Annotated in this window: 22 protein-coding genes; 12 read left to right on the forward strand and 10 right to left on the reverse strand. The window is 56.0% G+C overall.

The features are described 5' to 3' along the window. Positions 1 to 12 precede the first annotated feature (12 nt). The 4 genes from gluQRS to thpR all read right to left on the reverse strand — a co-directional run bounded on the left by gluQRS (position 13) and on the right by thpR (position 2,857). Positions 13 to 909 carry a tRNA glutamyl-Q(34) synthetase GluQRS gene (gene gluQRS / locus ACQ0PY_RS05115; protein ID WP_042997888.1) on the reverse strand — a complete coding sequence of 299 codons (897 nt, stop codon included), beginning with the start codon at positions 907 to 909 and terminating at the stop codon, positions 13 to 15. A gap of 64 nt (positions 910 to 973) precedes the next feature. Further along, positions 974 to 1,429, reverse strand: coding sequence for an RNA polymerase-binding protein DksA (gene dksA / locus ACQ0PY_RS05120; protein ID WP_003829221.1), 456 nt, complete (start codon positions 1,427 to 1,429; stop codon positions 974 to 976). Positions 1,430 to 1,606: 177 nt separating this feature from the next. Then, positions 1,607 to 2,311: a DNA/RNA nuclease SfsA gene (gene sfsA, locus ACQ0PY_RS05125; RefSeq protein WP_042997887.1), complete on the reverse strand. Its 705-nt coding sequence runs from the start codon at positions 2,309 to 2,311 to the stop codon at positions 1,607 to 1,609. A 15-nt stretch (positions 2,312 to 2,326) separates the two neighbouring features. Next, on the reverse strand, positions 2,327 to 2,857 hold the full coding sequence (gene thpR, locus ACQ0PY_RS05130) for an RNA 2',3'-cyclic phosphodiesterase (RefSeq protein ID WP_042997886.1): 531 nt from the start codon (positions 2,855 to 2,857) through the stop codon (positions 2,327 to 2,329). A gap of 73 nt (positions 2,858 to 2,930) precedes the next feature. Here thpR and hrpB point away from each other — a divergent pair, with 73 nt between their 5' ends. From hrpB to fhuB, 6 genes are all read left to right on the forward strand, one after another. Continuing rightward, a complete protein-coding gene (gene hrpB, locus ACQ0PY_RS05135; protein ID WP_109739882.1) occupies positions 2,931 to 5,360 on the forward strand; it encodes an ATP-dependent helicase HrpB in 2,430 nt (809 codons plus the stop codon). A 124-nt stretch (positions 5,361 to 5,484) separates the two neighbouring features. After that, complete coding sequence (gene mrcB, locus ACQ0PY_RS05140) at positions 5,485 to 8,013, forward strand: bifunctional glycosyl transferase/transpeptidase (protein WP_109739883.1); 2,529 nt, start codon at positions 5,485 to 5,487, stop codon at positions 8,011 to 8,013. Between the two features lie 283 nt (positions 8,014 to 8,296). Further along, a complete protein-coding gene (fhuA, locus tag ACQ0PY_RS05145; protein ID WP_042997883.1) occupies positions 8,297 to 10,549 on the forward strand; it encodes a ferrichrome porin FhuA in 2,253 nt (750 codons plus the stop codon). 47 nt (positions 10,550 to 10,596) lie between these two features. Then, on the forward strand, positions 10,597 to 11,394 hold the full coding sequence (gene fhuC, locus ACQ0PY_RS05150) for a Fe3+-hydroxamate ABC transporter ATP-binding protein FhuC (RefSeq protein WP_109739884.1): 798 nt from the start codon (positions 10,597 to 10,599) through the stop codon (positions 11,392 to 11,394). Then, on the forward strand, positions 11,394 to 12,284 hold the full coding sequence (fhuD, locus tag ACQ0PY_RS05155) for a Fe(3+)-hydroxamate ABC transporter substrate-binding protein FhuD (RefSeq protein ID WP_042997881.1): 891 nt from the start codon (positions 11,394 to 11,396) through the stop codon (positions 12,282 to 12,284). Before fhuC ends, fhuD begins: the two co-directional genes overlap by 1 nt. Further along, entirely contained in the window at positions 12,281 to 14,263 is a 1,983-nt protein-coding gene (gene fhuB, locus ACQ0PY_RS05160) for a Fe(3+)-hydroxamate ABC transporter permease FhuB (protein ID WP_109739885.1), read from the forward strand. The genes fhuD and fhuB overlap by 4 nt, the downstream gene beginning before the upstream one ends. A 111-nt stretch (positions 14,264 to 14,374) precedes the next feature. Here fhuB and hemL read toward each other — a convergent pair whose 3' ends face one another. Beyond that, positions 14,375 to 15,655: a glutamate-1-semialdehyde 2,1-aminomutase gene (gene hemL, locus ACQ0PY_RS05165; RefSeq protein ID WP_042997879.1), complete on the reverse strand. Its 1,281-nt coding sequence runs from the start codon at positions 15,653 to 15,655 to the stop codon at positions 14,375 to 14,377. 168 nt (positions 15,656 to 15,823) lie between these two features. On the opposite strand from hemL, the gene clcA reads away from it, so the two are divergent. From clcA to erpA, 3 genes are read left to right on the forward strand one after another with little or no spacing between them, the layout of a single operon-like run. Continuing rightward, positions 15,824 to 17,245: a H(+)/Cl(-) exchange transporter ClcA gene (clcA, locus tag ACQ0PY_RS05170; RefSeq protein WP_054177178.1), complete on the forward strand. Its 1,422-nt coding sequence runs from the start codon at positions 15,824 to 15,826 to the stop codon at positions 17,243 to 17,245. Between the two features lie 34 nt (positions 17,246 to 17,279). Beyond that, positions 17,280 to 17,330: a small protein YadW gene (gene yadW / locus ACQ0PY_RS05175; protein WP_350396263.1), complete on the forward strand. Its 51-nt coding sequence runs from the start codon at positions 17,280 to 17,282 to the stop codon at positions 17,328 to 17,330. Continuing rightward, on the forward strand, positions 17,327 to 17,671 hold the full coding sequence (gene erpA, locus ACQ0PY_RS05180) for an iron-sulfur cluster insertion protein ErpA (protein WP_042997877.1): 345 nt from the start codon (positions 17,327 to 17,329) through the stop codon (positions 17,669 to 17,671). Before yadW ends, erpA begins: the two co-directional genes overlap by 4 nt. Positions 17,672 to 17,737: 66 nt before the next feature. Here erpA and ACQ0PY_RS05185 read toward each other — a convergent pair whose 3' ends face one another. The 3 genes from ACQ0PY_RS05185 to mtnN are packed head-to-tail and all read right to left on the reverse strand — an operon-like array spanning position 17,738 to position 19,889. Further along, the gene (locus ACQ0PY_RS05185) at positions 17,738 to 18,361 is read right to left on the reverse strand and encodes a TRIC cation channel family protein (protein WP_042997876.1); all 624 of its coding nucleotides are present in this window, start codon (positions 18,359 to 18,361) and stop codon (positions 17,738 to 17,740) included. A gap of 36 nt (positions 18,362 to 18,397) precedes the next feature. After that, positions 18,398 to 19,198 (reverse strand): vitamin B12 ABC transporter substrate-binding protein BtuF, encoded by an 801-nt coding sequence (gene btuF / locus ACQ0PY_RS05190; protein ID WP_109739886.1) that lies wholly within the window; start codon positions 19,196 to 19,198, stop codon positions 18,398 to 18,400. After that, positions 19,191 to 19,889: a 5'-methylthioadenosine/S-adenosylhomocysteine nucleosidase gene (mtnN, locus tag ACQ0PY_RS05195; RefSeq protein WP_042997874.1), complete on the reverse strand. Its 699-nt coding sequence runs from the start codon at positions 19,887 to 19,889 to the stop codon at positions 19,191 to 19,193. Before mtnN ends, btuF begins: the two co-directional genes overlap by 8 nt. Before the next feature lie 82 nt (positions 19,890 to 19,971). Here mtnN and dgt point away from each other — a divergent pair, with 82 nt between their 5' ends. From dgt to cdaR, 3 genes are all read left to right on the forward strand, one after another. After that, entirely contained in the window at positions 19,972 to 21,489 is a 1,518-nt protein-coding gene (gene dgt / locus ACQ0PY_RS05200; RefSeq protein WP_042997873.1) for a dGTPase, read from the forward strand. A gap of 129 nt (positions 21,490 to 21,618) precedes the next feature. Then, positions 21,619 to 23,046, forward strand: a complete 1,428-nt coding sequence (gene degP, locus ACQ0PY_RS05205) for a serine endoprotease DegP (RefSeq protein WP_044255385.1) — start codon at positions 21,619 to 21,621, stop codon at positions 23,044 to 23,046. A gap of 150 nt (positions 23,047 to 23,196) precedes the next feature. Continuing rightward, positions 23,197 to 24,354: a DNA-binding transcriptional regulator CdaR gene (gene cdaR / locus ACQ0PY_RS05210; protein WP_044255383.1), complete on the forward strand. Its 1,158-nt coding sequence runs from the start codon at positions 23,197 to 23,199 to the stop codon at positions 24,352 to 24,354. A gap of 94 nt (positions 24,355 to 24,448) precedes the next feature. On the opposite strand, the gene ACQ0PY_RS05215 is transcribed toward cdaR, so the two are convergent. Together ACQ0PY_RS05215 and dapD are read right to left on the reverse strand one after the other, a co-directional pair. Beyond that, positions 24,449 to 24,835 carry a DUF3461 family protein gene (locus ACQ0PY_RS05215; protein ID WP_042997870.1) on the reverse strand — a complete coding sequence of 129 codons (387 nt, stop codon included), beginning with the start codon at positions 24,833 to 24,835 and terminating at the stop codon, positions 24,449 to 24,451. 109 nt (positions 24,836 to 24,944) lie between these two features. Beyond that, positions 24,945 to 25,769 carry a 2,3,4,5-tetrahydropyridine-2,6-dicarboxylate N-succinyltransferase gene (gene dapD, locus ACQ0PY_RS05220; protein ID WP_042997869.1) on the reverse strand — a complete coding sequence of 275 codons (825 nt, stop codon included), beginning with the start codon at positions 25,767 to 25,769 and terminating at the stop codon, positions 24,945 to 24,947. Position 25,770 lies beyond the last annotated feature (1 nt).

Raw genomic sequence — 25,770 nt, forward strand, 5'->3', positions numbered from 1 at the left:
GCTAATCATAGCTCAGCACGACGTATTTGAGAATGCCGGATTTACAATCGCCGATTCAGGTATCGTCGAAAGCGTCCAGTTTGCCACGGCGGATGCCAGGATCTCATCGACGCGCATCTCCTGCCACGGCAAATCGCTCTGTTGCCCGAGAAAGCGTAGCGCGTCGATAAGAACAGGGCGTGGATCGCCGTGCGGCAAGGCAGGGGCATGATTCTGTTTGGAAAGTTTAGCGCCTTGTTCATTGAGCGCCAGCGGTAGATGAATATAGTCGGGAGGCGTCCAGCCGAACTGCTGGTACAGTGAAATTTGTCGCACCGTCGGTTCGATCAAATCGGCGCCGCGCACGATTTCGCTGACCCCCTGAAAATGGTCATCCACCACCACCGCCAGGTTATAGGCGAACAGCCCATCACGGCGATGGATAATAAAATCCTCTCTCGCCAGTCGTTCGTCAGCCTGAATGTCTCCGCGCAGCCGATCGTGAAAACGGGTGACAGGATGCCGCTGTTTAATCCGCACCGCCGCCTGTTCCGGCCCGTGATGTAACTCACGGCAATGACCATCATATATTCCGCCAATGCTCTGGATCCGCGCACGGGTACAGGTGCAGTAGTAGCTCAGCCCCCGGTCGTATAACCAGGCGAGCGCTTCGCGGTAGGCGTCATGGCGTTGTGACTGCCATAAAATGTCGCCATCCCAGTGCAGGCCGTAATGTTCCAGTTGACGCAGAATAGTGTCAGCGGCACCGGGAACTTCACGAGGGGGATCAATATCTTCTATACGTACTCGCCATACTCCCTGACGGGCGCGAGCCTGTAAGTAGCTGCCCAGCGCAGCAATGAGGGAGCCAAAATGCAGTTCACCGGAAGGCGAAGGAGCGAATCGGCCAATGTAGTGTGAGTCAGTCATCTTTATGTAAAAATGAACAGGCGGGGAAAGCCCCGCCTGTTGTAAACGTTTCAAACGCCAGGCCTTAGCCCGCCATTTGTTTTTCGCGAATTTCAGCCAGCGTTTTGCAGTCGATGCACAGATCGGCTGTTGGACGCGCTTCCAGGCGACGAATACCAATTTCCACACCGCAGGATTCGCAGTAGCCGAAATCTTCGTCTTCAACCTTTTTCAGCGTTTTCTCGATCTTTTTGATCAGTTTGCGCTCACGGTCACGGTTACGCAGTTCGAGGCTGAACTCTTCTTCCTGTGCGGCACGGTCTACCGGGTCCGGGAAGTTGGCAGCTTCATCCTGCATATGAGTAACGGTGCGATCGACTTCATCCCTAAGTTGATTACGCCATGCTTCAAGAATACGCCTGAAGTGCGACAGCTGGGCTTCGTTCATATACTCTTCGCCCGGTTTCTCCTGGTACGGCTCCACCCCAGCGATGGCGAGAATACTCAGGGACGATGTTTTACGGTTTTGCCCTTCTTGCATGTTGCTTCTCCTTAACACGCACTATCGATCCCCATGTTCGGGGGAAAAATCAGGTCGCTATAAATAGCAGATGCTTTTCCGGATAGCAATTAACTAAACGTAACACTTGACAACCCTGTGAGGAAAAGCGTATTTGCGCACGCGACCAGAATACTAAATAACCAATTGTTTACAACACTATAAAGTGACAGTTAATGGCTCTATCAGAGTCATACTATCGGCAGAAAGTTCCGCTTTATAAACCAGAATTTCTACCCCCTTACGCTGTGCTTCGAACAATAGTTGCGCATATTTCGCGTCAATATGGCGCGCGGGTGAAAACCGTGTAATGGCGGAGTGCAGGACGGCAAAGAAAATCACTGCGCGTTTGCCCTCAGCCGCTACGCTCATCAGTTCCCGAAGATGTTTCTGACCTCGTTCAGTGATGGCATCGGGAAAATAACCAAAATCCTTTTCCGCTAACGTTACCGATTTCACTTCAATATAGCAGTCAGGCCGCGAATCTGCCTGTAACATAAAATCAATGCGGCTCCGTTCGGCGCCGTATTTTACTTCGCTTCTCAGCGTGGAATAACCTGAAAGTTCTGAAACTCGCCCCTGTTCAATGGCCTCTTTCGTCAGCCTGTTAGCCCATAACGTATTCACACAAATTAACGCGCCCGTCTGGGTTTGCGTTAATTCCCAGGTGTGCGGATATTTGCGTTTACTATTCTCCGACGTCGAATACCAGACCGTATCACCGGGCGTTGCACACCCGGTCATCGCCCCGGTGTTAGGGCAGTGTAGCGTGAGTTCAGTCCCGTCAGGTGTGATCACATCGGCTAAAAAGCGTTTATACCGCTGAACCAGCGTCGCGCGCTGGAGAGAAGGAGTAAATTGCATCGCGCATTTCCTTAATTAGTCGCTGAGCGTCCAGCGCTGAAGTTCCGTATAACGCGTGCGACCGCGTGCAAAGGTCGAGGCATAGAGGGTAAATTCCGTCACCGGAAAGGACCAGCAAAAGCCCGGCGGCGGAATCGCCACCGCATGGCTTGCATCGCGCAGCAGCGTGACGTGAGGGTGAAACGGCTGCGGACTCTGATAACAACCGCTGCGCGCCGCCTGGGCTCGCAGCATATTGGCCAGTTGCAGCAGCCCACGTGGGGACTGACGCGTCCCCAGCCAGACCACACGAGAGCGTAACCACTGCCCGGCATCATCGAGATTGAGCGTAAAACCGGGCTGGCGAATGCGCCCGGCAAGGGCGATCAGCGCCTGTTGTTTGTCTGCGCTCACATCGCCTAAAAACGCCAGCGTTAAATGCAGATTTTCGGCCGCGACCGGTCGCCCCGCTTCAGGGGGGAAATGCGCCGCTCGCCACTGTATTATCTCTTCGCGCACGGTGGTGGGGAGTTCGAGGGCAAAAAACAGCCGTTTCGGCTCAGACATCTTAGGTACTCGGTTATGAATTAACGCGATGCTACAATGCGGCGCGAAGAATGTTAACCCTCTGGAGCCATTTGTGACGTCGTTACCTGTTGCCGCTGTACTGCCTGAATTGCTTACCGCTCTGGATTCTGCGCCGCAGGTTCTGCTGAGCGCGCCGACGGGTGCCGGTAAGTCAACCTGGTTACCGCTACAGTTTCTGGCACATAAAGGGTTCGAAGGGCGGATTATCCTGCTGGAACCGCGTCGTCTGGCGGCACGAAACGTGGCGCAAAGGCTTGCGGAACTGCTCAATGAAAAGCCCGGTGAGACGGTCGGTTACCGGATGCGATCGCAATCCTGCGTCGGGCCAGCAACACGGCTTGAGGTGGTTACCGAAGGGGTTCTGACGCGTATGATCCAGCGTGACCCGGAACTCAGTGGCGTTGGGCTGGTGATCCTCGATGAATTTCACGAACGCAGTTTGCAGGCGGATCTCGCACTGGCGCTGCTGCTGGATGTGCAGCAAGGGCTGCGCGACGATCTCAAACTGTTGATTATGTCCGCCACGCTGGATAACGATCGCCTGCAACAGTGCCTGCCGGATGCGCCGGTGATCGTTTCCGAAGGGCGCGCCTTTCCCGTTGAGCGGCGTTATCAACCGCTGGCGTCGCAATTGCGTTTCGACGAAGCCGTGGCGGTCGCCTGCGCCGAGCTGCTGCGCAAAGAGCCCGGCTCGCTGCTGCTGTTTTTACCCGGTGTCGGGGAGATCCTGCGCGTACAGGAGCAATTAAGTACGCGAGTCGGCAGCGATGTGCTGCTGTGTCCGCTGTATGGCGCGCTGTCGCTCAACGATCAGCGCAAAGCGATTTTGCCGGCCCCGGACGGGATGCGCAAAGTTGTGTTGGCAACCAATATTGCGGAAACCAGTCTGACCATTGAGGGGATTCGACTGGTGGTGGATTGCGCGCAGGAGCGGGTGGCGCGGTTTGATGCGCGAACCGGGTTGACCCGGCTTATCACTCAGCGCATTAGCCAGGCCTCAATGACCCAGCGCGCCGGGCGTGCCGGGCGTCTGGAGCCGGGGATTTGTCTGCATCTGCTGGCGAAAGAGCAGGCGGAACGCGCGGCAGCACAGGGGGATCCTGAGATGTTGCACAGCGATCTCTCCGGTTTGCTGATGGAGTTGTTGCAGTGGGGATGTCGCGATCCTGCGCAACTCACCTGGCTGGATCTGCCACCCGCCGTCAACGTACAGGCGGCGAAACGATTACTGCACATGCTGGGCGCGCTGGATGGCGAGCAGCTCAGTGCGATAGGGCAAAAAATGGCGGCGTTGGGTAACGATCCGCGCCTGGCCGCGATGCTAGTCAGTGCTGCCACGCCCGACGATGCAGCTACGGCAGCAAAGCTGGCAGCCATTCTTGAGGAGCCGCCGCGGATGGGCAATACCGATCTGGGCGTGGCGTTTTCCCGCCATCAGCCTGCCTGGCAGCAGCGCAGTCAGCAACTTCTCAAACGTCTGAATGTTCGTAACGGCGAAGCGGATGCGTCGCGCATCGCCCCACTACTGGCCCAGGCCTTTGCCGATCGCATCGCGCGTCGACGCAGCCAGGACGGGCGTTATCAACTGGCGAACGGCATGGGCGCGGCGCTGGATGTCGATGATGCGCTGGGGCGGCACGAATGGTTGATTGCGCCTCTGTTGCTGCAGGGGAGCGCGTCGCCGGATGCGCGGATCCTGCTGGCGCTGCCGCTCGATATCGACGCGCTTATCTCGCGTTGTCCTGAACTGCTACAGCAGTCTGATACCATTGAGTGGGATGAGGCGCAGGGGACGCTGAAAGCCTGGCGTAGAATGCGGATAGGAGAACTGACGGTTAAAGTCCAGCCGCTGGCAAAACCGTCTGAAGACGAGTTGCATCTGGCGATGCTTAACGGTATCCGCGATAAAGGCCTGAACGTGCTCAACTGGACGCCTGCGGCAGAACAACTGCGGTTACGTTTGCATTGTGCGGCGAAATGGCTGCCGGAGTATGACTGGCCTGCGGTGGACGACAGGACATTGCTGGCCACGCTGGAGAACTGGCTGCTGCCGCATATGAGCGGCGTGCATTCGCTGCGCGGCCTGAAATCGTTGGATGTTCACCAGGCATTGAGCGGATTACTGGATTATTCCCTGCAGCAACGTCTGGTGAGTTCGTTACCCACACATTACACTGTGCCGACGGGAAGTCGGATAGCCATTCGTTATCACGAAGATAACCCGCCGGCGCTGGCGGTCAGAATGCAGGAGATGTTTGGCGAGGCCAAAACGCCGACTATTGCGGAGGGCCGCGTGCCACTGGTGCTGGAGCTCTTATCCCCCGCGCAGCGACCATTGCAGATTACTCAGGATTTGGCCGCGTTCTGGCAAGGGTCGTATCGCGACGTGCAAAAAGAGATGAAAGGGCGCTACCCCAAACATGTCTGGCCGGACGATCCGGCGAACACGGCGCCGACGCGGCGAACCAAAAAGTATTCGTAGGCCGGATAAGGCGTTTATGCCGCATCCGGCAAAAGAGCAGTAAAATTGAGAGATTTCTTCTTCTGTCTTCTGACGGAAGAACAGAGAATCAGGCCTTTGCGCCTGAATGTTGCGGAGAAAAAGCATGGCCGGGAATGACCGCGAGCCAATTGGACGCAAAGGGAAACCCACGCGTCCGGTGAAACAAAAGGTGAGCCGTCGCCAACTCAGAGATGATGAGTACGACGACGAATATGATGATGACTATGAGGATGAAGAACCGATGCCGCGTAAAGGTAAAGGCAAAGGGCGTAAGCCTCGTGGTAAGCGCAGCTGGTTGTGGCTGCTGCTGAAAATTGCGATTGTTTTTGCGGTACTGCTTGCCATTTACGGCGTCTATCTGGATCAAAAAATCCGTAGCCGTATCGATGGCAAAGTCTGGCAGTTGCCGGCGGCGGTATATGGCCGGATGGTCAACCTTGAGCCGGAGATGTCGGTCAGCAAAAACGAAATGGTTAAGCTGCTGGAAGCCACCCAGTACCGTCAGGTCAGCAAAATGACGCGTCCTGGCGAGTTTACCGTGCAGGCGAACAGTATTGAGATGATCCGCCGTCCGTTTGATTTCCCGGACAGCAAGGAGGGTCAGGTGCGCGCGCGTCTGACGTTCGATGGTGGCCGCCTGGATACCATTGTCAACATGGACAACAACCGCCAGTTCGGTTTCTTCCGTCTCGATCCGCGTTTGATTACCATGCTGTCGTCGCCAAACGGTGAACAGCGTCTGTTTGTCCCGCGTAGTGGCTTCCCGGATCTGCTGGTGGATACGCTGCTGGCGACGGAAGACCGTCATTTCTATGAACATGACGGGGTGAGTCTGTACTCCATCGGTCGCGCGGTGCTGGCAAACCTGACCGCCGGACGCACGGTACAGGGGGCAAGTACCCTGACCCAACAGCTGGTGAAAAACCTGTTCCTCTCCAGCGAACGTTCGTACTGGCGTAAGGCTAACGAAGCCTATATGGCGCTGCTGATGGATGCGCGCTACAGCAAAGATCGTATTCTTGAGCTGTATATGAACGAGGTGTATCTCGGTCAGAGCGGTGATAATGAGATCCGTGGCTTCCCGCTGGCGAGCCTGTACTACTTTGGCCGTCCGGTAGAGGAACTGAGCCTTGATCAGCAGGCGCTGCTGGTAGGGATGGTGAAAGGGGCCTCAATCTACAACCCCTGGCGCAACCCGAAACTGGCGCTTGAACGTCGTAACCTGGTGCTGCGCCTGCTGCAACAACAACAGGTGATCGATCAGGAACTCTACGACATGCTGAGCGCGCGTCCGTTAGGCGTGCAGCCGCGCGGTGGGGTGATCTCACCACAGCCCGCGTTTATGCAGATGGTGCGTCAGGAGTTGCAGGCGAAGCTGGGTGATAAAGTAAAAGATCTCTCCGGCGTGAAGATCTTCACCACCTTTGACTCTGTCGCCCAGGATGCCGCTGAGAAAGCCGCCGTTGATGGCATTCCGGAACTGAAGAAACAGCGCAAACTGAGCGATCTGGAAACGGCGATTGTAGTGGTAGACCGCTTCAGTGGCGAAGTCCGCGCTATGGTCGGCGGCGCTGAGCCGCAGTTTGCAGGCTATAACCGCGCGATGCAGGCACGTCGCTCGATTGGTTCACTGGCCAAACCGGCAACCTATCTGACCGCGCTGAGCCAGCCGAAAATCTATCGCCTGAACACCTGGATTGCCGATGCGCCGATTGCGCTGCGTCAACCAAACGGCCAGGTGTGGTCGCCGCAGAACGATGACCGTCGCTACAGCGAAAGCGGAAAAGTGATGCTGGTGGATGCGTTGACGCGTTCTATGAACGTGCCGACGGTCAATCTGGGGATGGCGCTTGGCTTGCCGGCTGTCACCGACACCTGGCTGAAGCTGGGCGTGCCGAAAGAGCAGTTGCATCCGGTTCCGGCTATGCTGCTGGGGGCACTGAACCTGACGCCGATCGAAGTGGCACAGGCGTTCCAGACGATTGCCAGCGGCGGTAATCGTGCGCCGCTTTCCGCGCTGCGTTCGGTCATCGCTGAAGACGGCACTGTACTGTATCAGAGCTTCCCGCAGGCGGAGCGTGCTGTTCCGGCGCAGGCCGCCTATATGACGCTGTGGACGATGCAGCAGGTGGTGCAGCGTGGTACCGGTCGTCAGCTGGGCGCGAAGTACCCGAATCTGCATCTGGCGGGTAAAACCGGGACCACCAACAACAACGTCGATACCTGGTTTGCCGGTATTGACGGTAGTCAGGTGACCATCACCTGGGTGGGTCGCGATAACAACCAGCCGACGAAGCTGTACGGGGCGAGCGGGGCGATGTCGATTTATCAGCGCTATCTGGCTAACCAGACGCCAACGCCGCTCACGCTGACGCCACCGGAAGATATTACGGAGATGGGCGTCGACTATGACGGCAACTTTGTCTGCAGTGGCGGTATGCGCACGTTGCCAGTCTGGACCTCCGATCCCGACTCGCTCTGCCAGCAGGGCGAAATGATGCAGCAGCCGACCGGGAATCCGTTCGATCAATCTTCTCAGCCACAGCAACCGCAGCAACAGCCGCCGAAGGCAGAGAAGAAAGACAGCGATGGCGTGGCGGGATGGATTAAGGATATGTTTGGCGGTAACTAACCGCCGTGCCGGATGGCACTTCGCTTATCCGGCCTACTGGGCTCATGCAAGTATTGGGTTGGTAGGCCGGATAAGGCGTTTTCGCCGCCATCCGGCAATGCCTTCACCGAAACATTTCCGGCTTCTTTTTAACCCTTTCTTTTCATCTGGATATTTCTTAACCCCTCAGTTTTGGTAGGGACGCGTATCGCTTGCTATCGCGGCCGCGTTTCGAATATTATTCTGCCGTCATAATAATAATTCTCGTTTACGTTATCATTCACTTTCCATCAGAGATATACCAATGGCGCGTCAAAAAACTGCTCAGCCAAAACACTCGCTGCGTAAAATTGCAGTCGTAGTAGCCACAGCGGTTAGCGGCATGTCTGTCTATGCACAGGCGGCGGTTGAACCGAAAAAAGAAGACACTATCACCGTCACCGCGGCTCCTGCTCCGCAGGAAAGTGCATGGGGACCGGCGGCAACCATCGCGGCACGCCAGTCAGCCACCGCGACCAAAACGGATACCCCGATTCAGAAAGTTCCCCAGTCTATTTCTGTGGTGACTGCCGAAGAGATGGCGCTACACCAGCCGAAGTCCGTGAAAGAGGCGCTCAGCTATACCCCAGGCGTTGCCGTGGGCACGCGTGGCGCATCTAACACCTATGATTACCTGATCATTCGCGGTTTCGCTGCCGACGGCCAAAGCCAGAATAACTATCTGAATGGCCTGAAGATGCAGGGGAACTTTTACAACGATGCGGTGATTGATCCTTATATGCTGGAACGCGCGGAAGTGATGCGTGGGCCGGTTTCTGTTCTGTACGGTAAGAGCAACCCAGGCGGTTTGTTGAACATGGTCAGCAAGCGTCCAACCACCGAGCCGCTGAAAGAAGTTCAGTTTAAAATGGGCACTAACAGCCTGTTCCAGACCGGTTTTGACTTCAGCGATGCGCTGGATGACGACGGCGTTTACTCTTATCGCTTAACGGGTCTGGCCCGCTCGGCGAATGCGCAGCAGCAGGGGGCGGAAGAACAGCGTTATGCTATTGCGCCGTCCTTTAGCTGGCGTCCGGATGACAAAACCAACTTCACGTTCCTGTCCTACTTCCAGAACGAACCTGAGACCGGTTACTACGGCTGGTTGCCGAAAGAGGGGACTGTCAGCACGCTGCCGAACGGTAAGCGTCTGTCGACCGACTTCAACGAAGGCGCGAAAAACAATACCTACTCTCGTAATGAGAAGATGGTCGGTTATAGCTTCGACCACGAATTCAACGATACGTTTACCGTGCGTCAGAACTTGCGTTACGCGGAAAACAAAGTGTCGCAGAACAGTGTATATGGTTACGGCATGTGTTCCGATCCGCTCTATTCGAGCAACCCGAGCACCAGCCCTTGCGCCAGCGTACCGCAGTCACAGTGGGGGCATACGCTGACCCGTCAGTATGTGGATGATAACGAAAAACTGCAGAACTTCTCTGTGGATACCCAACTGCAAAGCAAGTTTGCGACCGGTTCTCTGGATCATACCCTGCTGACCGGCGTTGATTTTATGCGTATGCGTAACGACATCGACTCCTGGTTTGGCTGGGCTGGTTCAGTTGCGCCATCTGACATCTACAACCTTGATCGCAGTGATTTCGACTTCGGATCCCATCCAGGGCCTGGCGCCGCCTATCGCGTGCTGAACAAGCAGAAGCAGACCGGCGTGTACGCCCAGGATCAGATGCAGTGGGATAAAGTGCTGGTGACGTTGGGCGGACGTTATGACTGGGCGCAGCAGGATACTCTGGATCGTGAAGCGAATACTCAGCACTCGCGTAATGATAACGAGTTTACCTGGCGCGGCGGCGTAAACTACCTGTTCGACAACGGCGTGACTCCGTATTTCAGCTACAGCGAGTCGTTCGAACCGGCTTCTACCGTGGGCGCGAACGGCAGCATCTTTGCGCCGTCTAAAGGCAAGCAGTACGAAGCGGGCGTGAAATATGTCCCGAACGATCGTCCGATCGTGATCACCGGTGCGGTCTATCAGTTGACCAAAACCAACAACCTGATGGCCGATCCTAACGGTTCGTTCTTCTCGGTTGAAGGCGGTGAGATTCGTTCACGCGGCGTTGAAGTGGAAGCAAAAGCGGCGCTGTCTGCCAGCGTTAACGTGGTCGGTTCCTACACTTATACGGATGCGGAATACACCACCGACACCAACTACAAAGGCAACACCCCGGCGCAGGTGCCAAAACATATGGCGTCGCTGTGGGGGGATTACACGATGTTTGACGGCCCGCTTTCCGGTCTGACTCTGGGCACTGGCGTTCGCTATACCAGCTCCAGCTATGGCGATCCGGCTAACTCCTTCAAAGTCGGCAGCTACACCCTGGTGGATGCGCTGGTTCGGTACGATCTGGCACGCCTTGGCATGGCAGGTTCCAACGTCGCGCTGCATGTCAACAACCTGTTTGACCGCGAATACGTCGCCAGCTGCTTTAACACCTATGGCTGCTTCTGGGGCGCGGAACGTCAGGTCGTTGCTACCGCAACATTCCGTTTCTAATTTTTCTTTGGGCACGCATTGCGTGCCCGCTTTACAAGTTGGCCGCTATGCAGGAACAGACTCATCATCCCGATACCACGTTTGCACTGCGTGATGTCTCCTTTCGCGTGCCAGGTCGCACGCTTCTGCACCCTCTGTCGTTAACTTTTCCCGTCGGTAAAGTGACTGGCCTGATTGGTCACAATGGTTCAGGTAAATCCACGTTGTTAAAAATGTTGGGTCGCCATCAGCCGCCGTCAGAAGGGGATATCCTGCTCGATGCGCAACCGCTGAACAGTTGGAACAGCAAAGCGTTTGCCCGTAAGGTGGCGTATTTACCGCAGCAGTTGCCGCAGGCGGAAGGGATGACCGTACGTGAACTGGTGGCGATTGGTCGCTATCCGTGGCACGGGGCGCTGGGCCGTTTTGGCGTCGCAGACAGAGAAAAAGTGGAAGAGGCGATCACGCTGGTTGGGTTAAAACCCCTGGCGCATCGTCTGGTCGACAGTCTTTCCGGCGGTGAACGTCAGCGCGCGTGGATTGCGATGCTGGTGGCGCAGGACAGTCGCTGTCTGCTGCTCGATGAACCCACCTCGGCGCTGGATATTGCCCACCAGGTGGATGTGCTGGCGCTGGTTCATCGACTCAGCCAGGAGCGTGGCCTGACGGTGATCGCTGTGCTGCATGATATCAACATGGCTGCCCGCTACTGTGACTACTTAGTCGCCTTGCGCGGGGGCGAAATGATTGCCCAGGGAACGCCCGCCGACCTAATGCGTAGCGAAACCCTGGAACGTATTTATGGCATCCCGATGGGGATCCTGCCGCATCCGGCAGGCGCTGCACCTGTGAGTTTTGTGTATTGATGAGCGGCTTACACCACATAACACGTCGTCGTTTATTAACGGCGATGGCACTTTCCCCGCTGCTCTGGCAGATGAAACCGGCGCGCGCAGCCGCTGTCGATCCACATCGTATCGTGGCGCTGGAGTGGCTGCCGGTCGAGCTGTTGCTGGCGCTTGGCGTGACGCCCTATGGCGTGGCAGACATTCCTAACTACCGCCTGTGGGTGAATGAACCGCCGCTGCCTGCGTCGGTGATTGATGTCGGATTACGCACTGAGCCGAACCTTGAGCTGCTGACCGAAATGAAACCCTCCTATATGTTCTGGTCGACAGGGTACGGCCCTTCTCCCGAAACGCTGGCGCGAATTGCGCCCGGACGTGGCTTCAACTTCAGCGATGGCAAACAGCCCTTAGCCGTGGCGCGTCGATCTCTGATCGATATGGCGCAGATGCTGAATCTGGAATCTGCAGCTGAGCGACATCTGGCGGAATACGACCAGTTTATCGCCAGCCGGAAATCGCGCTTTGTGCAGCGTGGAGAACGCCCGCTGCTGTTGATCACTCTCCTCGATCCTCGCCATATGCTGGTTTTCGGCCCGAACTGCCTGTTCCAGGACGTGCTGGATGAATACGGGATTCGCAACGCCTGGCAGGGAGAAACCAATTTCTGGGGCAGTACGGTGGTCGGGATCGATCGCCTTGCAGCCTACAAAGATGCCGATGTGCTTTGCTTTGATCATGGGAATAACAAAGAAATGGCCACGCTGATGGCAACGCCGCTCTGGCAGGCGATGCCGTTCGTGCGTGAAGGGCGTTTCCAGCGCGTACCGCCCGTGTGGTTTTATGGCGCCACACTGTCGACCATGAATTTTGTCCGTATTCTGGATAATGCGCTGGGGGGCAAGGCGTGAGTCAACGTATTGCACGTTTCCCGGCGTTATTGCTGGCGCTGTTGTTTATCGTCGCCGTAGGGTTAACCTGGACGAATTTCACCATTGCGCTGCCGCGTACCCAGTGGCAGCAGGCGCTGTGGTCACCGGATATCGACGTCATCGAGCAGATGATTTTCCATTACAGCCTTCTCCCTCGTCTGGTGATCTCCCTGCTGGTTGGGGCCGGGCTGGGTCTGGTTGGCGTGCTCTTTCAACAGGTGCTGCGTAACCCGCTGGCCGAACCGACCACGCTGGGCGTGGCGACCGGCGCACAGTTAGGGATGACGGTCACGACATTGTGGGCGATACCGGGCGTGATGGCCGGGCAGTTTGCCGCTCTGGCGGGCGCTTGTATTGTCGGGGCGCTGGTGTTTGGCGTCGCCTGGGGAAAACGACTTTCTCCCGTCACGCTGATCCTCGCCGGTCTGGTGGTCAGTCTGTACTGCGGGGCCATCAACCAACTGTTAGTCATCTTTCACCACGATCAGTTGCAGAGCATGTTCCTGTGGAGTACCGGAACGTTGACGCAAACTGACTGGGGCGGTGTGCAGCGTCTGTGGCCGCAGCTGCTGGGCGGCGTCATGCTCACTCTGTTGTTGTTGCGCCCGCTAACCCTGATGGGGCTGGATGATGGCGTTGCGCGCAACTTAGGGCTGGCGCTGTCGCTGGCGCGTCTGGCGGCGCTGACGCTGGCGATTGTACTTAGCGCGCTGCTGGTCAATGCGGTAGGGATTATCGGTTTTATCGGTCTGTTTGCGCCGCTGTTGGCGAAAATGCTGGGCGCGCGTCGTCTGCTGGCGCGCCTGATGCTGGCTCCGCTGATTGGGGCGCTGATTCTGTGGCTGTCCGATCAGGTTATTCTCTGGCTGACCCGCGTATGGATGGAAGTGTCCACCGGTTCTGTGACGGCACTGATCGGCGCACCGCTGCTGCTGTGGCTGCTACCGCGCCTGCGTAGTATGAGCGCGCCGGACATGAACGTCAGCGACCGGGTGACGACGGAACGTCAGCATGTGCTGGGTTATGCGCTGATCGGCGGCGTGCTGCTGTTGATCGGGGCATATGTAGCGCTGTCGCTGGGGCGTGACGCGCAGGGCTGGAGCTTGGCCAGCGGCGTGCAACTGGAAGAACTGATGCCCTGGCGCTGGCCGCGCATTCTGGCGGCGATGATCGCCGGGGTGATGCTGGCGGTGGCGGGGTGTATCATCCAGCGGCTGACCGGGAACCCGATGGCGAGTCCTGAGGTGCTGGGGATCAGCTCCGGCGCGGCGTTCGGCGTTGTGCTGATGCTGTTTCTGGTGCCGGGCGATGCGTTTGGCTGGCTGTTGCCCGCCGGGAGTCTCGGTGCTGCCGCCACGCTGTTGATCATTATGATTGCCGCCGGACGGGGAGGGTTCTCCCCCCACCGTATGCTGCTGGCCGGGATGGCGCTCAGCACGGCCTTCACCATGCTGCTGATGATGCTACAGGCAAGCGGCGATCCGCGCATGGCCGGGGTACTGACCTGGATCTCCGGTTCGACCTATAATGCGACGGGTCAGCAGGTGCTGCATACAGGGGTGGTGATGGCGATCCTGCTGGCGATCACGCCACTGTGCCGTCGCTGGTTGACGATTTTGCCGCTGGGCGGTGATACCGCCCGTGCAGTCGGTATCGCGCTGACACCGTCGCGGGTTGGCCTGCTGCTGCTGGCAGCCAGTCTGACGGCTGCCGCCACAATGACAATCGGCCCACTGAGTTTTGTCGGGCTGATGGCGCCGCATATCGCGCGGATGTTAGGTTTTCGTCGAACGATGCCGCATATTGTGATGTCGGCGCTGGCGGGAGGATTATTGCTCATCTTTGCCGACTGGTGCGGGCGGATGGTGCTGTTTCCGTATCAGATCCCGGCGGGGATACTCTCGACGTTTATCGGTGCGCCGTACTTTATTTATCTGTTACGTAAGCAGAGTCGTTGATTCGGATGTTTTTCGTGTAGGCCAGATAAGACGCTTCGCGTCGCCATCCGGCAATAAAAAAGCCGGGTGGCGGCTTCGCCTTACCCGGCCTACGGTTTAAAACGTACTCTATTACAGCTTTGCAAACACCCGACGCGCGGCGTCGATAGTGTTATTGATGTCTTCCATGCTGTGCGCTACGGACATAAAGCCCGCTTCAAACGCGGATGGCGCAAGGTAAATCCCCTCGTCCAGCATCATGTGGAAGAAGCGCTTGAAGCGTTCCACGTCACAGGCCATCACGTCCTGATAGCAGGTGACAGTTTTCGCGTCGGTGAAGAAAATCCCGAACATGCCGCCAACGTGGTTAACGACCAGCGGGATCGCGGTTTCCTCTGCCGCTTCCAGCAGACCTTCCGCCAGGCGCGTCGTGAGTTCATCCAGCGTTTCGTGAATGCCCGGCTGCGCCACTTCGGTCAGACAGGCAAAACCGGCCGCCATGGCAATGGGATTGCCGGAGAGGGTGCCCGCCTGATAAACCGGGCCGGTCGGGGCCAGCGCGTCCATCACGTCGCGACGACCGCCGAACGCTCCTACAGGCATACCGCCGCCAATGATTTTGCCCAGACAGGTCAGATCCGGCACCACGCTGTAGTAATCCTGTGCGCCAGCCAGCGCCACGCGGAAGCCGGTCATCACTTCGTCGATAATCAGCAGCGCGCCGAACTCATCGCACAGTGCGCGCAGACCCGGCAGGAATTCCGGCAGCGGCGGGATGCAGTTCATATTGCCTGCCACTGGCTCAACGATGATACAGGCGATCTCCTGCGGGAACTGCTCGAACGCGGCACGCACGGAATTGAGATCGTTATAAGTACAGGTCAGGGTATGCTTTGCAAAATCTGCCGGCACGCCGGGAGAGTTCGGCTGGCCCAGCGTCAGTGCGCCGGAGCCGGCTTTTACCAGCAGACAGTCCGCGTGGCCGTGGTAGCAGCCTTCAAATTTGATGATCTTATCGCGGCCAGTGAAACCACGCGCCAGACGAATGGCGCTCATGGTCGCTTCGGTACCGGAGTTGACCATTCGTACCATGTCCATCGTCGGTACCAGTTCGGTCACAAGCTCCGCCATTTTGACTTCCATCTCGGTCGGCGCGCCGAAGCTCAGGCCGCGCTCAGCCGCTTCGATCACCGCGTTGCGGATCGCCGGATGGTTGTGTCCCAGCACCATCGGTCCCCAGGAGCCGACGTAATCGATATAGGCTTTGCCATCGACATCGTACAGATACGCGCCGTCCGCTTTTTCGATAAACAGCGGAGTACCACCCACGCCAGTAAAGGCGCGAACAGGGGAGTTAACGCCGCCGGGGATTAGCTCGCGTGCTGCGCTGTAGAGGTTTTCAGACTTACTCATGGATGGGTTCCTGGTTCGTAGAAAAAGTGAATGCCCGCTATTCTAGTTATTCAGAGAAGGTTATGAAAGTTTTGCGCATTTGAAACATTACGATTTGCAGGGGATTTTCGGGTAAGAGGCGAGTACAATGCCGCCTCTGCATTTGTATTACCAATTAATGATCATCTGATGAAGACAGAAACTCCCTCTTTTGAAGCACAGCAAATTGTGCGCTTACGGCGCAGGGACCAAATCCGTCGACTGCTGGAACGAGATAAAACGCCGCTGGCGATCTTAATGATGGCGGCAGTGGTGGGGACGCTTACCGGTCTGGCAGGCGTGGCGTTCGAAAAAGCGGTGAGCTGGGTGCAAAACCTGCGTATCGGTGCGCTAGTGAATGTGGCTGACCATCCGATGCTGCTCTGGCCGTTGGCGTTTATTCTCTCTGCATTACTGGCGATGGTCGGCTATTTTCTGGTGCGTAAATTTGCGCCGGAAGCTGGCGGGTCGGGGATCCCGGAGATCGAAGGGGCGCTGGAAGAGCTTCGCCCCGTCCGTTGGTGGCGTGTGTTGCCGGTGAAGTTTATCGGTGGGATGGGCACGCTGGGTGCAGGGATGGTGCTGGGACGCGAAGGGCCGACGGTACAAATCGGCGGAAATATTGGCCGCATGGTGCTGGATATCTTCCGCATGCGTAGCGCCGAGGCGCGCCACACGCTGTTGGCAACCGGGGCAGCGGCAGGGCTTTCTGCCGCCTTCAACGCACCGTTGGCGGGCATTCTGTTTATCATTGAGGAGATGCGCCCGCAGTTTCGCTATAACCTTATCTCGATCAAAGCCGTCTTTACCGGCGTGATCATGTCGAGCATTGTTTTCCGCATTTTCAACGGTGAATCGCCGATTATCGAAGTGGGGAAACTGTCCAACTCACCGGTCAATACGCTGTGGCTGTATCTGATCCTCGGGATGATTTTTGGCTGTGTAGGACCGGTTTTCAATAAGCTGGTGCTGCGTACTCAGGATATGTTCCAGCGCTTTCACCATGGAAACACCACTAAATGGGTGCTGATGGGTGGGGCGATTGGCGGTCTGTGTGGCATTTTGGGGCTGATTGAACCAGCGGCGGCTGGCGGCGGTTTTAACCTTATCCCTATTGCGGCGGCGGGCAATTTTAGCGTCGGACTGTTGCTGTTTATCTTTATCGCGCGAGTGATCACCACGTTGCTCTGTTTCTCTTCCGGTGCGCCCGGAGGGATCTTTGCGCCGATGCTGGCGCTGGGTACGTTGTTGGGCACCGCATTTGGTATGGCAGCAGCGGCAGGCTTTCCGCATTATCAGCTTGAGGCCGGAACGTTCGCCATTGCCGGAATGGGCGCGTTGCTGGCGGCATCGGTGCGCGCGCCGTTGACCGGGATTGTGCTGGTGCTGGAGATGACTGATAACTATCAGCTCATTTTGCCAATGATTATTACCTGTCTTGGCGCAACACTATTAGCACAATTCCTGGGCGGAAAACCGCTATACTCCACTATCCTTGCCCGCACGCTGGCGAAGCAGGAAGCGGAGCAGGCGGCAAAAAGTCAGACGACCACCGCTGGCGAGAATACTTGAATGAAATACCAGGGTATTAGATAATGGCGTTAATATTGGGTCAGAATTTGCCCAATTGCCGATGTCGTTTGGAGCAAAAATATGAGTGATGACGTAGCGCTGCCACTGCAATTTACTGAAGCAGCAGCCAATAAAGTAAAAAGCCTGATCGCGGACGAAGAAAACCCGAACCTGAAACTGCGTGTCTATATCACCGGTGGCGGTTGCAGCGGTTTCCAGTATGGTTTTACCTTTGATGACCAGGTCAACGAAGGCGATATGACCATCGAGAAACAGGGTGTTGGCCTGGTGGTTGACCCTATGAGCCTGCAGTATCTGGTCGGCGGTTCCGTTGACTACACCGAAGGTCTGGAAGGTTCTCGTTTTGTAGTTACCAACCCGAATGCGAAAAGCACCTGCGGGTGTGGCTCTTCCTTCAGCATCTGAGTGCTGTCTGTAATGCGCCCGGTAAGCGCAGGCGCTACCGGGCAAAGCGTCTAATCCGGCCTGGATTTAACGGCTATTCTCATCTAACGCAAATGTCGGTAGCTTCAGATGCCAGCGGATCGCCGCGAGGCGAATGACCAGCGTCACAACCATCCCCATCATACTGGCGGCTTCCAGCGGCATCGCGAAGGTGTAATACGCGGTTGCGTGGACAATCCCGCCGATAATACAGGCCGTTGCGTAGATTTCCGTACGCAGGATCATCGGGATTTCTCGTGCCAGCACATCGCGAATAATACCGCCGCCCACGCCGGTGATGACACCCATACAGATAGCCACCAGCGGCCCCGTCCCTGCTATAAATGCTTTGTTGACGCCGATCCCGACAAACACCGCCAGGCCGACGGCGTCCAGCACCGGCAGCATCCATTTAGGCAAGCGTCTGGGCTGACGCACCAGCAGGATCGTCAACATGCTGGTGACCATCGCCACCACCAGATCGGTTGGGTCTTTAACCCAGAAAACGGGACCGTTATCTAATGCCATATCACGGATCGTCCCGCCGCCCACGGCGGTAACGACGCCCAATACCAGCACGCCAAACGGGTCCATACGCAGTTTCCCGGCCAGTAACACGCCAGAGATAGCAAATACTGCTGTGCCTACAATATCCAGCCAATAGACGAGCATGATCAAATCCTCACAACACACCTGTTGGGGCAGGCGCTAATTCACCAGGGAAAGCGCATTACAGAGTTGTTTTGCGGCGAGGATAATACGCGGGCTTGCGCGTTCAAACCAGTCACTGTTGAGAGGAATTACCGGAATTTGTAGTTGATCACCCCAGTATTGCTTAATTTTGAGAATTTCACCTGCATCGCCGGCGACAACGATCGCTTGCGGCGCGCGCGCCAGCACCTGTTCACGACTGACCTGCGGCCAGGGAACCCGACTGCCGGCAAAGATGTTTTCTCCCCCGCAGAGCTCAATAACCTCGTTTTGAATCGATCCTTTTCCGCTGGTAAAGGGCGGATTGATGCCAAACTGCAAAAATACGCGTTTTTTCGTTTTGCCTGCATATTGAGATTTTAGCTGCGAATAGTCGTTCAGCAAGGTTTGCGCGGCGTGCTTTGCCATTTCGGGATGCGGGCTAAAGTCGGCCAGCGTCTGCAACGTGTCGGCAATCTGTTCGATGGTGACGGCATCGATCCACATGACCTTGATGCCTAGCGAGGAGAGTTGATTCACCTGCCGTTCGGCATTACCGCCGCGCCAGGCGAGGACCAGATCCGGCTTCAGCGCCACAATCCTTTCCAGATTCATGCCTTGCCAGGTCGAGATCTGCTCGATACGTTGCGCCTGTGGCGGATAGTCTGAATAGCTGCTGACGCCAACGGGGGTGATCCCGGCGGCAAAGGCGAGTTCCGTGTTGGCGGGAGAGAGTGAAATCACGCGCGGTGCGGCATGCAGCCACACCGGGAGGGCTAACAGCAGGGCGACAAGCGCCCTGGAGAAGGATTTAGCCATGCGCCAGTTTCTGTACCAGCGATTCAACCATCAGCGTGGATTGCTTCGCGGCAACGGCCAGGAACTCATCAAAGCTGAGATGGGACTGCTGATCGGCAACGTCCGAGATCGCGCGGACCACCACAAACGGTACCTTGAAGTTATGGCAAACGTGCGCAATCGCGGTGGCTTCCATCTCAACGGCAATGGCCTGCGGGAAGTTGTGACGGATTTTCGCCAGCCCCACGGAGCCGTTAATGAAGGCATCGCCGCTGACAATCAAGCCGCGTACCGCGTTCAGGTTCAGCTCAGCGATGCAGGATTCCGCTGCGGCAATCAGTTTTTCATCGGCTTTAAAACCGGCCGGGCAGCCCGGAAGTTGGCCGAACTCATAACCAAATGCGGTGACGTCAGCGTCGTGATAGCGCGCTTCATCAGAGACCACAATGTCGCCCACTTTAAGGGTTGGAGCGAGGCCGCCTGCGGAACCGGTGTTAATAATGACGTCCGGCTTGCAGCGTTCAAGCAGCAGCGTAGCGCCCAGCGCCGCCGCCACTTTACCAATACCGGATTTCAGCAGCGCAACGTCGGTTCCGTTAAGTTGACCGGTGTAAATTTCACAACCGCCTAGGGTGAGAGTTTGACGGTTTTCGATTTTGTCACGCAGCAGCGTAACCTCTTCTTCCATTGCACCAATGATGCCGATTTTCATAGATTTACTCGCGCCAGGTGAGATTTAAAGGCATAGTCTATCATGCGCTTAAGGCGAAGTGCATTCTCACGCGGGAGAGGACATGTCACAGATTGATTTCCGGAAAAAAATAAACTGGCACCGTCGTTTTCGTTCACCGCAAGGGGTCAAAACTGAGCATGAGATCCTGCGCATTTTTGAAAGCGACCGTGGACGCATTATTAACTCTCCGGCGATCCGTCGCCTGCAGCAGAAAACCCAGGTGTTTCCCCTTGAGCGTAATGCCGCCGTGCGTACGCGCCTTACCCATTCGATGGAAGTTCAGCAGGTGGGGCGTTATATCGCCAAAGAGATTTTAAGCCGCCTCAAAGAACAAAAACTGCTGGAACCATACGGCCTGGATGAGTTAACGGGACCGTTTGAGAGCATCGTCGAAATGTCCTGCCTGATGCATGACATTGGCAACCCGCCTTTTGGGCATTTTGGCGAGGCGGCGATCAATGACTGGTTTCGCCAGCGCTTACATCCGGCGGATGCGGAAAGCCAACCCTTAACCGAAGATCGTTGCATTGTGGCGACGTTGCGTCTGCGCGAAGGCGAGGAGTCGTTGAACGATATCCGCCGTAAAGTACGCCAGGACCTGTGTCATTTCGAAGGGAATGCTCAGGGGATTCGGCTGGTACATACCTTGATGCGAATGAACCTGACATGGGCCCAGGTCGGCGGGATCTTAAAATATACCCGTCCGGCATGGTGGCGGGGAGAAACGCCCGCGACGCACAACTATTTAATGAAAAAACCCGGCTATTACCTTTCTGAAGAACCGTATATTGCGAGGTTACGTAAAGAACTCGATCTCGCGGTTTACAGTCGCTTTCCGTTAACGTGGATAATGGAAGCCGCCGACGATATCTCTTATTGCGTCGCCGATCTGGAAGATGCGGTAGAGAAAAGAATCTTCAGCGTTGAGCAACTCTATCATCATTTATATGAGGCCTGGGGGGAGCATGAGAAAGGTTCGCTCTTTGCGCAGGTTGTCGAAAATGCCTGGGACAAATCACGGGCGAATTATCTGAGCCGCAGTACTGAAGATCAATTTTTCATGTATTTGCGGGTGAATACACTTAATAAACTGGTGCCTTACGCCGCGCAGCGTTTTATTGATAACCTGGAACAAATCTTTGACGGAAGGTTTAATCAGGCATTGCTGGAAGACGGCAGCAGCTTTAGTCGCCTGCTGAAAATCTATAAAAATGTTGCGATGAAACATGTGTTTAGCCATCCTGATGTGGAGCAACTCGAATTACAGGGTTATCGGGTGATCAGTGGCTTACTCGATATCTACCGTCCTTTATTAAGCCTGCCGCTTGCGGATTTCAGTGAGCTGGTGGAAAAAGAACGTCTGCAGCGCTTTCCTATCGAATCCCGCTTATTTCAGAAATTGTCAACGCGTCACCGACTGGCCTATGTGGAGGCCGTGGGTAAATTAACACCAGATTCGCCTGAGTATCCCGTGCTGGAATATTATTATCGTTGCCGGCTGATCCAGGATTATATCAGTGGCATGACAGACCTCTATGCATGGGATGAATACCGCCGCCTGATGGCGGTCGAACAATAGACTGAGTTTTGTAAAGACGGACAATAAATTTTTACCTTTTCCATAAACTTCTGTCCGGAACTTAGCGCTATAAAATGAATCTGACGTACACAGCAATTTTGCGTTATCTGTTAATTGAGATTGAGACACATGAAAAAAACCACATTAGCAATGAGTGCACTGGCTCTGAGTTTAGGTTTGGCGTTATCCCCGCTTTCTGCAACGGCGGCTGAAACTGCATCAGCGACGACCGCACAGCAGATGCCAAGTCTGGCACCGATGCTCGAAAAAGTGATGCCATCGGTGGTCAGCATTAACGTGGAAGGTAGCACAACCGTCAATACGCCGCGGATGCCGCGTAATTTCCAGCAGTTCTTTGGTGATGATTCCCCGTTCTGCCAGGACGGTTCCCCGTTCCAGAGTTCGCCTTTCTGCCAGGGCGGCCCACAGGGCGGTAATGGCGGCGGCCAGCAGCAGAAGTTTATGGCACTGGGTTCCGGTGTCATCATTGATGCCGCGAAAGGCTATGTCGTCACCAACAACCACGTGGTGGATAACGCCACGGTGATTAAGGTTCAACTGAGCGATGGCCGTAAATTCGACGCTAAGATCGTCGGCAAAGACCCGCGCTCTGATATTGCGCTGATCCAGATTCAGGATCCGAAAAACCTGACGGCGATTAAGCTGGCTGACTCCGACACCCTGCGAGTGGGGGATTACACTGTCGCCATCGGTAACCCGTTTGGTCTCGGCGAGACGGTCACTTCCGGTATCGTCTCTGCGCTGGGTCGTAGCGGCCTGAATGCGCAGAACTATGAAAACTTCATTCAGACCGATGCGGCGATCAACCGCGGTAACTCCGGCGGCGCGTTGGTTAACCTGAACGGCGAGTTGATCGGTATTAACACGGCGATCCTCGCGCCGGACGGCGGCAACATCGGTATCGGTTTTGCGATCCCGAGCAATATGGTGAAAAACCTGACCTCTCAGATGGTGGAGTTCGGCCAGGTGAAACGCGGCGAACTGGGAATCATGGGTACCGAACTGAGCTCCGAACTGGCGAAAGCGATGAAAGTTGATGCACAGCGCGGTGCCTTTGTCAGCCAGGTCATGCCGAACTCGTCCGCTTCGAAGGCCGGTATTAAAGCCGGTGATGTGATCACCTCCCTGAACGGTAAGCCGATCAGCAGCTTTGCCGCACTGCGTGCGCAGGTTGGCACCATGCCGGTGGGCAGCAAAATTACCCTCGGCCTGCTGCGCGACGGTAAGCCGGTTACCGTGAATCTGGAACTGCAGCAGAGCAGCCAGACTCAGGTTGATTCCAGCTCCATCTTCAGCGGTATTGAAGGGGCTGAAATGAGTAATAAAGGTCAGGATAAAGGCGTCGTGGTGAACAACGTGAAAGCGAACACCCCGGCGGCGCAAATTGGCCTGAAGAAAGGGGATGTGATTGTCGGCGCTAACCAGCAGCCGGTGAAAAACATCGCCGAACTGCGTAAAATCCTCGACAGCAAACCGTCTGTCCTGGCGTTGAACATTCAGCGTGGCGACAGCAATATCTACCTGTTGATGCAGTAATCTCCCCAAAACCCCTTCCTGTCACAGGAAGGGGTTTCTTTTTGTGATATTTCCCACAACTCCATACTTCTTCCCTTTGCTTTGTGCATCTGCACAATGTCAGCGTTTGTTATCTTCTTTATGCTGGAGCTCTGCTCACAGGAGGGCTTTATGGCTGGCTGGCATCTTGATACCAAAATGGCGCAGGATATCGTGGCACGCACGATGCGCATTATTGATACCAATATCAACGTGATGGATGCCCGTGGACGGATCATCGGTAGCGGCGATCGCGAGCGAATTGGGGAATTGCACGAAGGCGCGCTGTTAGTCCTCTCTCAGGGCCGCGTGGTGGACATCGATGATGCCGTTGCGCGTCATCTGCATGGCGTTCGTCAGGGGATTAACCTGCCGCTGCGCCTGGAAGGCGAAATTGTGGGCGTGATTGGCCTGACCGGCGAACCGGAACATCTGCGCAAATATGGCGAACTGGTGTGCATGACGGCGGAGATGATGCTGGAGCAGTCGCGCCTGATGCATCTGCTGGCCCAGGACAGTCGCCTGCGTGAAGAGCTGGTGATGAACCTGATTCAGGCGGAAGAGAACACGCCAGCGTTGACCGAGTGGGCGCAACGTTTAGGTATCGACCTCAACCAGCCGCGCGTGGTGGCGGTGGTGGAAGTGGACAGCGGACAACTCGGCGTGGACAGCGCTATGGCGGAATTGCAGCAATTACAGAATGCACTGACCACCCCGGAGCGTAATAACCTGATTGCGATCGTTTCGCTGACCGAGATGGTGGTGTTAAAACCGGCGTTGAATTCGTTTGGCCGTTGGGATGCCGAAGATCACCGCAAGCGCGTTGAGCAGCTGATTGCGCGCATGAAAGAGAACGGACAGTTGCGCTTTCGCGTTTCGCTGGGCAACTATTTTACCGGGCCTGGCAGTATCGCGCGTTCGTACCGTACTGCGCGCACGACGATGATGGTCGGCAAACAACGAATGCCGGAAAGCCGCAGCTACTTTTATCAGGACTTAATGCTGCCGGTACTGCTCGACAGTCTGCGCGGCGGCTGGCAGGCCAATGAGCTGGCGCGTCCGTTGGTGCGGCTGAAGGCGATGGACAATAACGGCCTGTTGCGCCGCACTCTGGCGGCGTGGTTTCGCCACAACGTGCAGCCGCTGGCGACCTCTAAGGCGCTGTTTATTCACCGGAATACGCTGGAATATCGACTGAATCGCATCTCGGAATTGACCGGGCTGGATTTGGGGAATTTCGACGATCGGCTGCTGCTGTACGTGGCGTTACAGCTGGATGAGCAGCATTGATTCATTGCCTGATGGGGCTACGCTTATCAGGCCTACGCGGATGTGCCTGTAGGCCTGATAAGGCGTATGACGCCGCCATCCGGCAACAAACTGCTTATTTTCGCGTCAGTTTTTCCAGATCGGCTTCGATTTCGGTGATCTTATTCGCCACCACGCTTTCCAGATGGCGTAAATCATCAAGGATCTTACGTTTCAGATCCACTTCCGTGCGATCGCGCTGGCAGATCTGATCGAGTTCGTCGATCACATAGCGCAGGTTGGGACTGATCTCCTGTACCTCTTTGTATCCCTGACCCACTCCATCGGCAACCACGGTTTTGCGCTGGCGGGGGTATTTAAACTTCACGCTTTTGGCAAAGAACTCACCTTTATCCTTCTGGAAATAGATTTTCAGGATATCGTTATTGGCTTCTTGCCGCAGGCTGTAACGATCGATTTCTTCAGGATTAGTAATGCCCAGACTTTTCAGATTGTCATACATAGCGGTACCCTTAAGCTCACTATAACTATTGAATAATTAACGAAAAGCCCTGTTTCTGCCACTCGCAGATGTAAAAAAAGCGGGCTAAGCCCGCTTTTTCAAATCGCCGTTAGTCGATGGTACGCAATAACTCGTTGATGCCGACCTTGCCACGGGTTTTGGCGTCGACTTTTTTCACAATTACCGCACAGTACAGGCTGTACTTGCCATCTTTCGACGGCAGGTTGCCGGAAACGACAACGGAGCCTGCCGGAACGCGACCATAATGGACTTCACCGGTTTCACGGTCGTAAATGCGGGTGCTCTGACCAATATAAACGCCCATCGAAATCACCGAGCCTTCTTCGACAATCACGCCTTCTACGACTTCAGAACGTGCGCCGATAAAGCAGTTATCTTCGATGATGGTCGGGTTCGCCTGCAGCGGCTCCAGTACGCCACCGATGCCGACGCCGCCGGACAGGTGAACGTTCTTACCGATCTGCGCGCAGGAACCGACGGTTGCCCAGGTATCGACCATCGTGCCTTCATCAACGTAAGCGCCGATGTTGACATAGGACGGCATCAGCACGGTGTTACGGGCGATAAACGCACCCTGACGAACTGCCGCAGGCGGAACCACACGGAAGCCTTCTTTCTGGAAGCGTGCTTCGTCGTAGTCGGCAAATTTCATCGGCACTTTATCGAAGTAGCGGCTTTCCGCGCCATCGATCACCTGGTTATCGTTGATACGGAAAGAGAGCAGCACCGCTTTCTTCAACCACTGGTGAGTCACCCACTGACCGTCTACCTTTTCTGCCACGCGCAGCGCGCCGGAGTCCAGCAGGGAAATCACCTGATTCACCGCTTCACGGGTCACGGTATCCACATTGGCCGGAGTAATGTCGGCACGGCGCTCAAAAGCGGTCTCAATAACGTTCTGTAACTGCTGCATT

This window comes from Citrobacter sp. LST-B2 (assembly GCF_057983045.1).